At 69.6% G+C, this 12981-nt stretch carries 13 protein-coding genes; 6 read left to right on the top strand and 7 right to left on the bottom strand.

What is annotated here, in order from left to right:
• The first annotated feature begins 111 nt into the window (after positions 1-111).
• Complete coding sequence (locus ACJ512_RS22605) at positions 112-285, top strand: DUF3117 domain-containing protein (protein ID WP_066995255.1); 174 nt, start codon at positions 112-114, stop codon at positions 283-285.
• A gap of 27 nt (positions 286-312) precedes the next feature.
• On the opposite strand, the gene glgA is transcribed toward ACJ512_RS22605, so the two are convergent.
• Positions 313-1488 (bottom strand): glycogen synthase, encoded by a 1176-nt coding sequence (glgA, locus tag ACJ512_RS22600; RefSeq protein WP_407686215.1) that lies wholly within the window; start codon positions 1486-1488, stop codon positions 313-315.
• A gap of 192 nt (positions 1489-1680) precedes the next feature.
• On the opposite strand from glgA, the gene glgC reads away from it, so the two are divergent.
• Entirely contained in the window at positions 1681-2895 is a 1215-nt protein-coding gene (gene glgC / locus ACJ512_RS22595) for a glucose-1-phosphate adenylyltransferase (protein ID WP_407686214.1), read from the top strand.
• 90 nt (positions 2896-2985) lie between these two features.
• Here glgC and ACJ512_RS22590 read toward each other — a convergent pair whose 3' ends face one another.
• From ACJ512_RS22590 to ACJ512_RS22565, 6 genes are all read right to left on the bottom strand, one after another.
• Positions 2986-4665: a CocE/NonD family hydrolase gene (locus tag ACJ512_RS22590; RefSeq protein ID WP_407686213.1), complete on the bottom strand. Its 1680-nt coding sequence runs from the start codon at positions 4663-4665 to the stop codon at positions 2986-2988.
• A 21-nt stretch (positions 4666-4686) separates the two neighbouring features.
• Complete coding sequence (locus ACJ512_RS22585) at positions 4687-5361, bottom strand: methyltransferase family protein (RefSeq protein WP_407686212.1); 675 nt, start codon at positions 5359-5361, stop codon at positions 4687-4689.
• Positions 5362-5368: 7 nt separating this feature from the next.
• The gene (locus ACJ512_RS22580; RefSeq protein WP_407686211.1) at positions 5369-7012 is read right to left on the bottom strand and encodes an ABC transporter permease; all 1644 of its coding nucleotides are present in this window, start codon (positions 7010-7012) and stop codon (positions 5369-5371) included.
• A complete protein-coding gene (locus tag ACJ512_RS22575; RefSeq protein WP_407686210.1) occupies positions 7012-7920 on the bottom strand; it encodes an ABC transporter ATP-binding protein in 909 nt (302 codons plus the stop codon). Before ACJ512_RS22575 ends, ACJ512_RS22580 begins: the two co-directional genes overlap by 1 nt.
• A complete protein-coding gene (locus ACJ512_RS22570) occupies positions 7910-8545 on the bottom strand; it encodes a TetR/AcrR family transcriptional regulator (protein WP_407686209.1) in 636 nt (211 codons plus the stop codon). Before ACJ512_RS22570 ends, ACJ512_RS22575 begins: the two co-directional genes overlap by 11 nt.
• Positions 8546-8658: 113 nt before the next feature.
• On the bottom strand, positions 8659-9333 hold the full coding sequence (locus tag ACJ512_RS22565) for an O-methyltransferase (RefSeq protein WP_407686208.1): 675 nt from the start codon (positions 9331-9333) through the stop codon (positions 8659-8661).
• Between the two features lie 202 nt (positions 9334-9535).
• On the opposite strand from ACJ512_RS22565, the gene sigE reads away from it, so the two are divergent.
• The 4 genes from sigE to tatB all read left to right on the top strand — a co-directional run bounded on the left by sigE (position 9536) and on the right by tatB (position 12950).
• Positions 9536-10297 (top strand): RNA polymerase sigma factor SigE, encoded by a 762-nt coding sequence (gene sigE, locus ACJ512_RS22560; RefSeq protein WP_407686207.1) that lies wholly within the window; start codon positions 9536-9538, stop codon positions 10295-10297.
• A gap of 191 nt (positions 10298-10488) precedes the next feature.
• Positions 10489-10881, top strand: a complete 393-nt coding sequence (rseA, locus tag ACJ512_RS22555) for an anti-sigma E factor RseA (protein WP_407686206.1) — start codon at positions 10489-10491, stop codon at positions 10879-10881.
• Between the two features lie 152 nt (positions 10882-11033).
• Positions 11034-12542 (top strand): serine protease HtrA, encoded by a 1509-nt coding sequence (htrA, locus tag ACJ512_RS22550; protein WP_407686205.1) that lies wholly within the window; start codon positions 11034-11036, stop codon positions 12540-12542.
• Entirely contained in the window at positions 12543-12950 is a 408-nt protein-coding gene (gene tatB / locus ACJ512_RS22545; RefSeq protein WP_407686204.1) for a Sec-independent protein translocase protein TatB, read from the top strand.
• Positions 12951-12981: the final 31 nt, after the last annotated feature.

Below are 12981 nucleotides of genomic sequence, written 5' to 3'. Positions count from 1 at the left end.
GGTGATTTGCCAGTTCGATGTCGGGTGTGGCAGGAAGTTCGCCGGCGGGGCACGCTCGACGCCGACCAGGCCCGCTCAAGCGGGCCGGCCCGACTGTGGAGGGAGCACTCGATGGCGGCGATGAAGCCCCGGACCGGAGATGGTCCTTTGGAAGCGACCAAGGAAGGGCGCGGCATCGTGATGCGGGTACCACTCGAGGGAGGCGGTCGACTGGTCGTCGAGCTCACACCTGACGAGGCCGCCGCCCTGGGCGACGAACTCAAGGGCGTCACCAGTTCCACCTGAGGTCTCCTGAACCCCAAGGCCCGGGTGCTACGCACACACCTTCCGGTAGACGTCGAGCGTCTGCTCCGCGGCGTGCGCCCAGGAAAATTCTTCGATGCAGCGCTGCCGTCCCGCCCGGCCGTAGCGCTCGGCTTTTCCTGGGTCGCCGATCAGCTCGTTGACCGCGGCGGCCAATCCCGTCTGGTATCCGCAGGCGTCGTCGGGATCGTAATGTACCAACGACCCGGTGACACCGTCGGCGACCACCTCGGGTATCCCGCCGACGTCGGAAGCCACCACCGCGGTCCCGCAGGCCATCGCCTCCAGGTTGACGATGCCCAGCGGCTCATAGACCGACGGGCATACGAAAACCGTTGCCGCCGAGAGTATTTCGCGCAGATCGGTCGTGGGCAGCATCTCCCGGACCCAGAACACGCCGGAGCGGGCGCGGGCCAGTTGCGCCACCGAGTTGCGCACCTCCTCGGCCAGCTCCGGGGTGTCGGGAGCGCCGGCGCACAGGACCAGCTGCACCCCGGGGCTGAAATGATGTGCGGCGGCCACCAGGTGGGCGACGCCCTTCTGCCGGGTGATCCTGCCGACGAAGGCCACGATCGGCCTGTTCCGGTCCACCCCGAGTTCGGCCAGCAACGAGCCGCCGGGGTCCGCGGGCCCGGCGGGGTACCAGACCTCGGCGTCGACACCGTTGCGGATGACGTGCACCTTGCCGGGGTCCAGCGCGGGATAGACCCGCAGGACGTCCTCGCGCATGCCGGAGCTGACCGCGATGACGGCGTCGGCGGCCAGCACCGCGGTGTGCTCGACCCACGTCGACACCCGGTAGCCGCCGCCGAGCTGTTCGGCCTTCCACGGCCGCAGCGGCTCGAGGGAATGCGCGGTCAGCACGTGGGGGATGCCGTAGAGCAGAGCGGTCAGGTGCCCGGCCAGGCCGGTGTACCAGGTATGCGAATGCACGACGGTGGCCGCCGACGCGGCGTTGACCATGTCGAGGTCCGACGACAAGGTCGACAGCGCCGCGTTGGCGTCCTGCAGCCGCGGATCGGGCTGGTGGGCCTGCACCCCCGGGGCCCCCTGGCGGGGCGCGCCCATGCAGTGCACGTCGACCTCGCAAAGCCGGCGCAGCTGGGCGACCAACTCGGTGACGTGCACCCCGGCCCCGCCGTAGACCTCCGGTGGGTACTCCCGCGTCATCATCGCCACCCGCATATCGGCACCGTAGTGCGGCGACCGGGTGGTCCGCGAGTCGGGATGGGGTAGCGCCGGGACGGCGGCCGGTGGGCGGCGGCCGGTGGGCCGCGGCGCGGCTGGGCGAGCCAAATACCTTGACGGACAGAACGTCAGAACGGCAAATGCAAGGATCCCCTGGCAGCGGTTCGCAACGGCCGATAGGTTTGTGCCATGAGGGAAGCGCCACACGTGCTGGGCATCGTCCTGGCCGGCGGTGAGGGCAAGCGGCTGTACCCGCTCACCGCGGACCGCGCCAAGCCCGCGGTTCCCTTCGGCGGCGCCTACCGGCTGATCGATTTCGTGCTGTCCAACCTGGTGAATGCCCGGTTCCTGCGGATCTGTGTTCTCACGCAATACAAGTCGCATTCACTCGACCGTCACATTTCGCAGAACTGGCGGTTGTCCGGCCTGGCCGGTGAGTACATCACCCCGGTGCCGGCGCAGCAGCGCCTCGGCCCGCGCTGGTACACCGGCTCGGCCGACGCGATCTACCAGTCGCTCAACCTGATCTATGACGAAGACCCCGACTACATCGTGGTTTTCGGCGCCGACCACGTGTACCGGATGGACCCCGAGCAGATGCTCCGGTTCCACATCGACAGCGGGGCCGGCGCGACGGTGGCCGGTATCCGCGTCCCGCGCAGCGAGGCCACCGCGTTCGGGTGCATCGACGCCGACGACTCCGGTCGCATCCGCGATTTCGTGGAGAAGCCACTGGACCCGCCCGGAACCCCCGACGACCCGGAGTCCACGTTCGTGTCGATGGGCAACTACATCTTCACCACCAAGGTGCTCATCGACGCGATCCGCGCCGACGCCGACGACGACCACTCCGATCACGACATGGGCGGCGACATCATCCCGCGGTTGGTCAACGACGGGATGGCCGCGGTCTACGACTTCAACGACAACGAGGTCCCCGGAGCCACCGACCGCGACCGGGCCTACTGGCGCGACGTCGGGACGCTCGACGCGTTCTACGACGCGCACATGGACCTGGTGTCGGTGCATCCGGTGTTCAACCTGTACAACAAGCGCTGGCCCATTCGCGGCGAGTCGGAGAACCTGGCGCCGGCCAAGTTCGTCAACGGCGGCTCGGCGCAGGAGTCGGTGGTGGGTGCGGGCAGCATCATCTCGGCGTCCTCGGTGCGCAACTCGGTGTTGTCGTCCAACGTCGTGGTCGACGACGGCGCGATCGTGGAGGGCAGCGTGATCATGCCGGGCGCCCGGGTGGGCCGCGGCGCGGTGGTGCGGCACGCGATCCTGGACAAGAACGTGGTGGTGGGGCCCGGCGAGATGGTCGGGGTGGACCTGGAGCGGGACCGGGAGCGCTTCGCGATCAGCGCCGGCGGCGTGGTCGCGGTGGGCAAGGGCGTCTGGATCTAGGGCGAGCAGACACAAAGTCGCCCAATTTCGTGCCGAAACGGGCGATTTTGTCGGGGGCACCTCCGGCTTGCGGGGGACTGCTCGCGGGCCTCAGGGGACCTCCGGGATGAGCAGGTGGGCGTCGTAGCCCGGTCCCCAGTGCAACGTGACCCGACCCCGCGGCGATCTGGCGTAGGCCGCCGGGAACTGGCCGGTGAGCGGGTTGCGCGGCGACAGCCAGCGCCCGGCGACCACCAGCCGCAGCTGCTCGCCGGCGCGGAACAGCGTCGCCGACGGTCCCAGCGCGACGTCGACCGCCACCACCTGGCCGGCGGACACCGGTTGCGGTTCGGTGCATGCCGGCACGGGCTCCCACGGCCGCGAGAGCTCGGGGTCGGGCGCGCGCAGTGAAACCCGCTGCCACCCGGTGGTGACCCGGTCCCGGCCGTAGCCGTAGGAACCCTCGAATCCGGCGAACCTTCCGTCGCGCCACTTCTCGACGCCGACGAACAGGTTGGCGTCGTCGCAGCCGTCCAGTGAGACCCACAACCGCGCGGCCATGGGACCGGTCAGCTCGATATTCGCGGGTATTTTCCAGGTGAAAGATGCTGCGCGAAAACGGGTCTCGAAGGTGACGCTGCCGGCCGCCGGTGGCTGTGCGGAGAGCGCCCCGCCCCCGGCCAGATACAGCGGCCGCCAACGCGTTCTGGCCAGCGGCCATTCGGCTTCCTCGCGCACCGCGGCGACGGTGTCGCGGTCCTCGCGCACCTCGAGCCGCACGCTGCGCGACCCCGCCGCGCCGTCCAGCACGCCGCGGAAGAACTGCAGCTGTTCGTCGCGCGCGGCCTCGGAGTAGAAGGTCGCCCACTTGCCGCCGCGGTGGGTGTAGAGGCGGGCGTGGGCGGAGCCGCAATGCGTGAACGCCCGGATGGAACCGCGGCTGTGCAGGTTGTTGTCGGAGAAACTGCCGCACACCAGCATGGGCACCTCGATCGCCGACAGGTCGGGCACCAGCGACCGCCAGAAGTCATCGCGCAGCGGGTGCTCGTCCTGCATCTGCGCGAGGTTGTAGGTCTGCCGCGTCGTCCGGGCGACGATGCGTCCCCACAGGCGGGCGAACCCGCGCTCGCAGACGCCGCCCGGATAAGTCAGGTCGCGGTAAGCGTCGGTGAAGCCCTCCCAGGGGCAGATCGCCCGCAGCGCCGGCGGCCGCAGGGCGGCGACGGCGTACTGGCTGACGGCCAGATAGGACACCCCGAGCATGACCACCCGGCCGTCGCACCAGGGCTGCCCGGCGATCCACTGCACGAGGTCGTAGGTGTCCTCGGCCTCCCGGTGCGACAACAGCTTTCCGGTGCCGCCGGAATGGCCGCACCCACGGGAGTCGGCGTTCACGACCGTGAACCCGCGCGCGGTCCACCACGCCGGGTCGGGCGCCTCCCAGCCGGTGAGCGCCGAGAACCTCACCGGCTGCGGCTGGCGCAGCATGCGGTACTGCGCCGAGAACGTCCACCGCTTGCCCCGCCGCGCCGGCAGCTTGTCCTTGCCGTAGGGATGGACGCTCAGCACCACCGGCCGGGGCGGATCGCCTTCCATGCGAAGGACGTTGACGCGCAACGTGGTTCCGTCGCGGGCCGGGGCCCCCACGTCGCGGTCGACGACGACGTCGGCCGGCGGGTCGGTGACGGTGACGGGCGGTTTGACGAGTCGGCGGATCCGGTCCACCCCGTAGCGCAGGGCGCCGCCCCGCCGCCACGGCCGGTCGAGCGCGGGTGCCGGATTTCGGGCCACGCCGATACCTTAGACCGGCCGCTACCAGACATGGGGCAACAATCGATACCGCACCCGCTCCCGGTATTCGCTGTAGCCGGCCAACTCCTGGCTGAGCAACTCTTCCTCGTCGAGGATACGGAAGACGAGGGCCGCGATCCCCGGGATGACGAAGGCGAGACCCCAGTAGGAGCCGAGCGCCAACGGCATGCCGACCATCATGATCACGTTCCCGACGTACATAGGGTGCCTGACGAACTTGTAGAGACCGGCGGAGGCCAGTCGCTGGCCGGCCTCGACTGTGACGGTGGCGGCGGCGTAGCTGTTTTCGACGATGACCAGCATGGCGACGGTCAGCCCGGCCGCGACCAGGACGTCACCGAGCACGCACAGCCACCCCGGCACGCCCGACCAGCCCATGCGATGGTCGAATGCGCTGAACGCCGCCATCAGGAAGAGGGTCACGAACGAGCCGGTGATGCTGATCTTCTGGGCCGTTCGCGTCTCGGCCCGCGGCCCGGCATGCATGCGCCGCTGCAGGGCGGCGGGGCGGGTCCGCGCCAGGTAGATCGTCGGCAGCAGGGACGCCGCCGTGAACACGGCCATGAAAACCCATGCCTGCCAATAGCCGAGCGTGCCGGCCGGTACGAACAGCAGCAAGGCTAATGCGGCCAGCCCCAGAACCGAGGATGCCGTCAGCCGAATGGCGGTTTTCACTATCCTCCTAGCAGCGCAGGTCGCGTCGTCGAAAAGCGATGTCGCCCAATGCGATCAGGGCGCCATCGATGGCCAGCAACCACAGCAGCGGCACCGCGGTGAAGTCGCCGCCGACGCGCGGGATGTGGGCGAAAGGCTCCAGGTCGAGCAACCATTGCGGGAACCCGGCCAGTGAACCCATCAGGTAGACGGCGACGAAGGCGACCAGCACGCCCCATGCCGCCGGTGCGAAACGGGGCGTGAGACCGAACAACCCGACCGTGACGGCGGCGAGCAACCACACCGCCGGCAGCTGTGCCAGGGCGGTTCCGGTCACCACCGCCAGCTTGCCGCCGACGTCGCCGGCGGCGACGCCGTAGACGAGTCCGCCCACCGCACCGCTGATCAGCATCGCCGCCGCGGATCCGGCCAGCGCGGCCACCAGATGGCTTGCCAGCCAGCCGCTTCGCGACACGGCACCCGCCAGGGTCGTCTCCGCTCGCTGGCCGGACTCTTCCTGGTGCAGCCGCAAGGTCAGCGAGATGGCGAACGCGGCGGCCACCATGCCCATCATGGTGAATGCCACCGCGATGAACGCCTCCTCGAGGGCGGCGGTGCCGCCCATGCGCACCACCATGTCGTGCGCCAGCTGGCTGCCGCCCAGCTCGTCGCCGATGCCGTGCACCACGCTGCCCATCAACAGGCCGTAGAGGCACAGCCCGGCCGTCCACAGCAGCAGCGAGCCGCGGTCCAGCCGCCATGCCAGCCCGAAGGCGTTGCCCAACTGCGGTGCCGCGGATCCGGGACCGGCGCGCTCGTCCAGCAGTCCGGCGCCGACGTCGCGCGCGGCGAGCAGTCGATACGCCACCGCGGTGAGCGCCGTCGCCGCCGCCAGGTGCAGCGCCAGCACCCACCAGTGATCGCCCGCATACGGCCTGACCTGCAGCGACCAACCCAGCGGCGACAGCCACGACAGCGCGCCGTCACCGGCATCGCCGATGGCGCGCAACGTGAACGCTCCCGCCAGCACGGCGAACGCGGCACCCCGCGCGAACCGCGCGCTCGACGACAGCTGCGCGGCCACCGCGGCCACGGCGGTGAACACCACGCCGGAGCCGGCCAGCGCCGCCCCGAAGGCGAGCGACCCGCCGGCCGGCACGGCGGTGGCGAGCAGTCCGGCCGTACCGATCGCGCCGGTGGCCACGGATGCCCCGAGCGACAGCAGCAGCGCCGCGCTCAGGCTGGCGTAGCGGCCCACCGCGGTCGAGTCGACCAGCTCGGTGCGGCCCGTCTCCTCGTCGGCGCGCGTGTGCCGGATCACCGTGAGGATGACGGCCACCCCGATCAGCACGTGGAACATCCCCGCCTTCCAGATGCCGACCGCGCCGAGGCTGTCGTTGTAGACCTGCCCGTAGAGCGCCCGCTGGGCCGGGCTGGCCATGATGGAGGCCGCGAGTGCGGCGCGGGCGGCCTGGGTGGGGTAGACCTTCTCGATGCTGCCGATGTAGACCGTGGCCAACGGCACGGACAACAGCAGTACCCACAGCGGCAGGGAGACCCGGTCGCGGCGCACATAGAGCCGCAGCATCCCCAGCGTGCCGGCGAATTTCGAAAAGCGTTGCGGTGCGTGGTGCGTTGCGGGATGTGGCCGATCCACGGTGGCGGTGCTCATCACGCCGAAGCCTCCGCGGTGTTGTAGTGGCGCAGAAAGAGTTCCTCGAGCGTCGGCGGCTGGCTGACCAGGCTGCGCACGCCGGCGTGGCCGAGCGCCCGGATGAGTTCGCCGAGGCTTTCGCTGTCGACCTGGGCGCGCACCGTGTTGCCCTCGACGATGACGTCCTCGACTCCCCGGATCCGGGTCAGGTCGCCCGGATCGCCTGTCATTTCAGCCCTGATCGAGGTGCGGCTGAGATGCCGCAGGGCGGCCAGGGACCCGCTCTCGACGGTTCTGCCGGCCCGGATGATCGTGACGCGTTCGCACAGTGCTTCCGTTTCGGCCAGGATGTGGCTGGACAGCAGGACCGTCACCCCGCGGTCGCGGGCTTCGCCGACGCACTGCTGAAACACGTTCTCCATCAACGGGTCCAGGCCACTACTCGGCTCGTCCAGCAGCAGCAGCTCGGCGTGCGACGAGAAGGCCGAGATCAGGGACACCTTCTGGCGGTTGCCCTTGGAGTAGGTGCGGGCTTTCTTGTGGGGATCCAGGTCGAAGCGCTCGATCAGCTCCGCTCGGCGCTTCCCGTCGATGCCACCGCGCATCCGGGCCAGCAGGTCGATGGTCTCGCCGCCCGTCAGCGAGGGCCACAACGTGACATCGCCCGGCACATAGGCGATCCGGCGGTGCAAGTCGACGGCCTCGGTCCACGGGTCGCCGCCCAGCAACCGCGCACTGCCGCCGTCGGACTTCACCAGGCCCAGCAGGATGCGGATGGTGGTGGACTTGCCTGCGCCGTTGGGTCCGAGAAAGCCGTGCACCTCGCCCGCCCGCACCGTGAGATCCAGGCCGTCCAGCGCCCGCACCGCGCCGAAGTATTTTGTCAACCCACGGATTTCGATGGGCGCAACCTGCTCAACCGGCATGGGATTCTCCTTCTTTCGCGGCCAGGAATGCGTCGTACATGGCGCGATCGGCCATCAGTCCCTCGGTGTAGATCTCCAGTGCGGGCAGCATCATGTCGTCGGCGTAGTCGCGTAGCACGGCACGCAGATCCGTTGGTGTGTCGTGCATTTGCAGATACAACATGAATCCGCCACCCCCGGTGATCGACAGGTATCTCGCTCTGGCCCGGGGATCGCGGCTTCCCTTGAGTGCTCCCGACCGCACGCCCTCGTCCAGGTAGCTCTCGGCATTGTCGATCATCTTGCGCCACAGTGTCTTTGCGAGTTCGCCGCCGGCTTGCATGCTGCGCACCAGGTAGGCCATCAACGGTGCATAGGACTCGATTTCGGCCATCTGCGCGAACCACGAGGCCGGATCGGGGGACCGCATCGCCTCCAGCTTGCCGCTGCGGATCTCTTCGGCGAGGTATTCGTCGCACGCCTTGCGCAGGCCGTCCTTGGAGCCGAAGTGGTGGATGACCAGCGCGGCGCTCACGCCGGCCGTCTCGGCGATCGCCCGGACTCCGACGCCGAACCCGTGCTCGCCGAACTGCGCTATGGCCGCGTCGCGAATCCGGGCGGCGGCGGTCAGGTCGGCTGAACGCATGTTCAGGAGACTAAACGCGCGTTCAGCCTGGGGTCAAGCAGGCGCGGCGAGCAGACGCAGAATCGCCCAATTTCGTGCCGAAATGGGCGATTCTGTGTCTGCTCGCGAGAAGTTCAGTCGCGGACGGCGGCCAGCAGGCCGTCGCCCAGTGGGACCAGCGCCGGGGTGAGCCGCTCGTCCTCGGCGATGAGCCGCGCCGCCTCGCGGACCGCCACCACCTCGGGGTCGCGCGCGGAGGGGTCGCCGGCCCGCCCGCCCAGAGCCGCCCGGTGCACGACGATGACGCCGCCGGAGCGCAGCAGTCGCACCCCCTCGACGACGTAGTCGGGCTGGTCGATCGGGTCGGCGTCGATGAACACCAGGTCATAGGACTCGTCGGCGAGCCGGGTGAGGACCTCCTGGGCCCGGCCACTGATCAGGCGGGTGCGTGACGGCCCCACCCCGGCCTCGGAGAACGCCTGCTTGGCCAGTCGCAGATACTCGGGCTCGATGTCGATCGTGGTGAGCACGCCGTCCTCGCCCATCCCCGAGAGCAGCCAGAGTCCGCTCACACCGGCGCCGGTGCCGACCTCGGCGACGGCCTTGCCGCCGCTGAGCTTGGCCAGCAGGCTCAACAGCGCGCCGGCCGCGGGTGTCACCGCCCCCGCGCCGATGTCGACGGCGCGCTCGCGGGCCGCGGCCAGGATGGCGTCCTCCGAGATCGAACCCTCGGCGTGCGCGAACAGCGATTCGGCCCGGCCGGGGGCCGGCTGGTCGGGTGTGACGGAGCTGCTACCGGTGCCGTCCATGTCCGCAGCGTATGTCGAATCCGCGGCGCCGTCGCTCAGGCGCGCCTGAACCGGACCGCGGCGACACGCCCGCCGGGACGGAAAGGTTTAAGGTTGCCCCGCGGCGGATATCTCCTGCGCAGCGCAGGTAACGATATGGTTTCTCAGCTTCAGCTCAGATTGCTCATATATCGCACACACCCCGGTACGCGACGGTAGCCGTATGGAACGCGGAGGGCGATGGACCGGGAATACAGAATGGCAGCTTCCTGTTGCCGCCAGTGACGAAATGCCAATCACTGGCAGACCGAACTCGGAGGATTCGATCATCACCACGCTTTTGAGCCCGGCCAGCATGTCGCACCCCCAGGAGCTTCCCGACGACAAATGGGTGGAGACGTCCGAGGAACTGCAGGGCACCGCGGTGTTCGACGCGACCGGTGACAAGTCGACGATGCCGTCCTGGGACGAGCTGGTCCGCCAGCACGCCGACCGGGTCTACCGCCTGGCTTACCGGCTTTCCGGAAATCAGCAGGACGCCGAGGACCTGACGCAGGAGACGTTCATCCGGGTCTTCCGCTCGGTGCAGAACTACCAGCCCGGAACGTTCGAGGGCTGGCTGCACCGCATCACCACGAACCTGTTCCTCGACATGGTGCGGCGTCGCGCCCGCATCCGGATGGAGGCGCTGCCCGAGGACTACGACCGGGTACCCGCCGACGATCCCAACCCCGAGCAGATCTACCACGACGCCCGGCTTGGCCCGGACCTGCAGGCGGCCCTGGATTCGTTGCCGCCGGAGTTTCGTGCCGCCGTGGTGCTGTGTGACATCGAAGGTCTGTCCTACGAGGAAATCGGCGCCACGCTGGGCGTCAAACTGGGCACCGTACGCAGCCGCATCCACCGCGGACGCCAGGCGCTCCGCGACTACCTGGCCGCCCACCCGGACCAGGGCAGCCGCGCCGACGCCGTCACGTCGGCATAGGCCGGCACGATCGCCCGGCGGCCGATCTCGATGCGATGCACCGGCTCGACCAAGCCGGATCGCGACCCGCTCGCGACACCGGGCCGGACAAACCAGCGGTTTCGGGGTCCGCAAGCGGGCTCACGGGCGCCACGTCGCGCTACATTCGAGGTGTTGGATTTCGAGGTGTTGCGCGACGATTGGAGCTGGCGATGGCCGACCGGGGACATGTGTTCCGCCGCGCGTTCTCCTGGCTACCCGCTCAGTTCGCCTCCCAGAGCGACGCGCCGGTCGGTGCGCCCCGCCAGTTCGGTTCCACCGAACACCTGTCCGCCGAGGCGATCGCGGCCTTCGTCGACGGCGAGTTGAGGATGAACGCGCACCTGCGCGCCGCGCACCACCTGTCGTTGTGCGCGCAGTGCGCGGCCGAGGTCGACGATCAGAGCCGGGCGCGTGCGGCGCTGCGCGAATCCCACCCGATCCGGATCCCCAGCACGTTGCTTGGCTTGCTGTCCGACATCCCGCGTTGTTCGCCCGACGAGGCATCGCCGCCATCGGAGCCTTTCGCCGACCGCGAGGCGCGCGACGAGCGCAAGCGCCGGTGACTCGCCCCTGCCGACCGGTGGCCCGCCGTGGGCGCTCACCCCGAACGACCGGGGAGCATGGATACTAGGGATTGACACGGACCACGCCGGTCCCGCTATCGCCCCTAAATGGGCTGTCTCCAGTGCTCAGAAGAGGATCCAAAGAGGATAATGTGACCTCCGACCAAGACAGCGGCAAGAACAGCGCCCCGCGCCTGGCGCCGCGCCCCATCTCCCGGCCACCGGTCGATCCCGCGTCGCGGCAGGCGTTCAGTCGTCCCGCCGGGCTGCAGGGGTCCTTCGTGGCGGAGCGCGTGCGACCGGCGAAGTACCGCGAACAAGGCGAATTCAGGCCTGACGACCAACCGGCCGACCCCGTGCTGCAGGAGGCGTTCAGCCGCCCGGTGGGGATTTCCGAGTCGCTGCAGCGTCACCCGATCGATGCCGGCGCGCTGGACGGCGAACGCAACGGCGCCGGTCCGGACGACCTCGACGACCCGTGGCGCGACCCCGGTGCCGGGGCCGCGCTGGGAACCCCGGCGGTGGCCCCGGCCCCCCCGCAGACCGTGCCGGGCTACCGCGGCAAGTTGGGCGTGCGCGACGTCCTGTTCGGCGGCCGGGTGTCCTACCGCGCGCTGGCCGTCCTGGCAATGATCGCGCTGCTGATCGGCGTGATCGGCGGGGTGATCGGTCGCAAGACGGCGGAGGTCGTCGAGGCGTTCACCACCTCGCGGGTGACGCTGGCCACCGACAACAACCCGCAGGGACCGGCCGGCCGGTTCGCCAAGGTGGCGGCCGCGACCGCCGACTCGGTGGTGACCATCGAGTCCAAGAGCGACCAGGAGGGGCTGCAGGGCTCCGGAGTCATCATCGACGGCCGCGGCTACATCCTGACCAACAACCACGTCATCTCCGAGGCGGCCAACAATCCCAGCCAGTTCAAGACCACCGTGGTGTTCAACGACGGCAAGGAAGTGCCCGCCAACCTCGTGGGGCGCGACCCCAAGACCGATCTGGCCGTCCTCAAGGTCGACAACGTCGACAACCTGACGGTGGCCCGCCTCGGCGACTCCGCCAAGGTGCGCGTCGGTGACGAGGTCCTCGCCGCCGGTGCCCCGCTGGGGCTGCGCAGCACCGTCACCCACGGCATCATCAGCGCGCTGCACCGCCCCGTCCCGTTGTCGGGGGAGGGGTCGGACACCGACACCGTCATCGACGCTATCCAGACGGACGCCTCGATCAACCACGGCAACTCCGGCGGCCCGCTGATCAACATGGATTCGCAGGTGATCGGCATCAACACCGCCGGTAAGTCGTTGTCGGACAGCGCCAGCGGGTTGGGCTTCGCCATCCCGATCAACGAGGCCAGGCAGGTCGCCGAAACCCTGATCAAAGACGGGAAGATCGTGCACCCGACGCTGGGCATCAGCACCCGGTCGGTGAGCAACGCGATCGCGTCCGGCGCTCAGGTCGCCAACGTGAAGGCGGGCAGCCCGGCGCAGAAGGCGGGAATCCTGGAAAACGACGTCATCGTCAAGGTCGGCAACCGCACCGTGGCCGACTCCGACGAGTTCGTGGTCGCCGTGCGGCAGCTGACCATCGGCCAGGACGCGCCGGTGGAGGTGGTCCGCGACGGCCGGCACGTCACGCTGACGGTCAAGCCGGAACCCGATACCAGCTAGATGTTCGCCAACGTGGGCTGGGGGGAGATGCTTGTCCTCGTGGTGGTCGGGCTGGTGATCCTCGGCCCGGAGCGGCTGCCGGGGGCCATCCGCTGGAGCGCGACCGCGCTGCGGCAGGCGCGCGACTACCTCAGCGGTGTGACCAGTCAGCTGCGCGAGGACATCGGCCCCGAGTTCGACGACCTGCGCGGCCCGATCAGCGAGCTGCAGAGGCTGCGGGGGATGACGCCGCGCGCCGCGTTGACCAAGCACCTCTTCGACGGCGACGACTCCTTCTTCACCGGCAACTTCGACGGGCCGGTCAGGCCGGTCAACGGAGCCCCGCCCCAGCCCGCGGAACCGGCGGGACCGACCTTTGCGGCCGAGCAGCACGACGGCCCCACGCCGTTCGACAGCGACGCGACCTGAGCCGGCGCCGCGGGGCCGCCGACCGTTCACC

The sequence above is a fragment of the Mycobacterium cajalii genome, assembly GCF_045809005.2.
Lineage (GTDB): Bacteria > Actinomycetota > Actinomycetes > Mycobacteriales > Mycobacteriaceae > Mycobacterium.
Note: the sequence above shows the minus strand (reverse complement) of the source record. Positions and strands in the feature narration are given on the sequence as shown.

Bases quoted from the DNA above. Each gene is read 5' to 3' on its own strand.
- glgA (WP_407686215.1), bottom strand. From the start codon at position 1,488: ATGCGGGTGGCGATGATGACGCGGGAGTACCCACCGGAGGTCTACGGC.
- glgC (WP_407686214.1), top strand. From the start codon at position 1,681: ATGAGGGAAGCGCCACACGTGCTGGGCATCGTCCTGGCCGGCGGTGAG.
- ACJ512_RS22575 (WP_407686210.1), bottom strand. From the start codon at position 7,920: ATGCCGGTTGAGCAGGTTGCGCCCATCGAAATCCGTGGGTTGACAAAA.
- sigE (WP_407686207.1), top strand. From the start codon at position 9,536: ATGGAACGCGGAGGGCGATGGACCGGGAATACAGAATGGCAGCTTCCT.
- ACJ512_RS22570 (WP_407686209.1), bottom strand. From the start codon at position 8,545: ATGCGTTCAGCCGACCTGACCGCCGCCGCCCGGATTCGCGACGCGGCC.
- ACJ512_RS22580 (WP_407686211.1), bottom strand. From the start codon at position 7,012: ATGAGCACCGCCACCGTGGATCGGCCACATCCCGCAACGCACCACGCA.
- ACJ512_RS22605 (WP_066995255.1), top strand. From the start codon at position 112: ATGGCGGCGATGAAGCCCCGGACCGGAGATGGTCCTTTGGAAGCGACC.
- ACJ512_RS22565 (WP_407686208.1), bottom strand. From the start codon at position 9,333: ATGGACGGCACCGGTAGCAGCTCCGTCACACCCGACCAGCCGGCCCCC.
- rseA (WP_407686206.1), top strand. From the start codon at position 10,489: ATGGCCGACCGGGGACATGTGTTCCGCCGCGCGTTCTCCTGGCTACCC.
- tatB (WP_407686204.1), top strand. From the start codon at position 12,543: ATGTTCGCCAACGTGGGCTGGGGGGAGATGCTTGTCCTCGTGGTGGTC.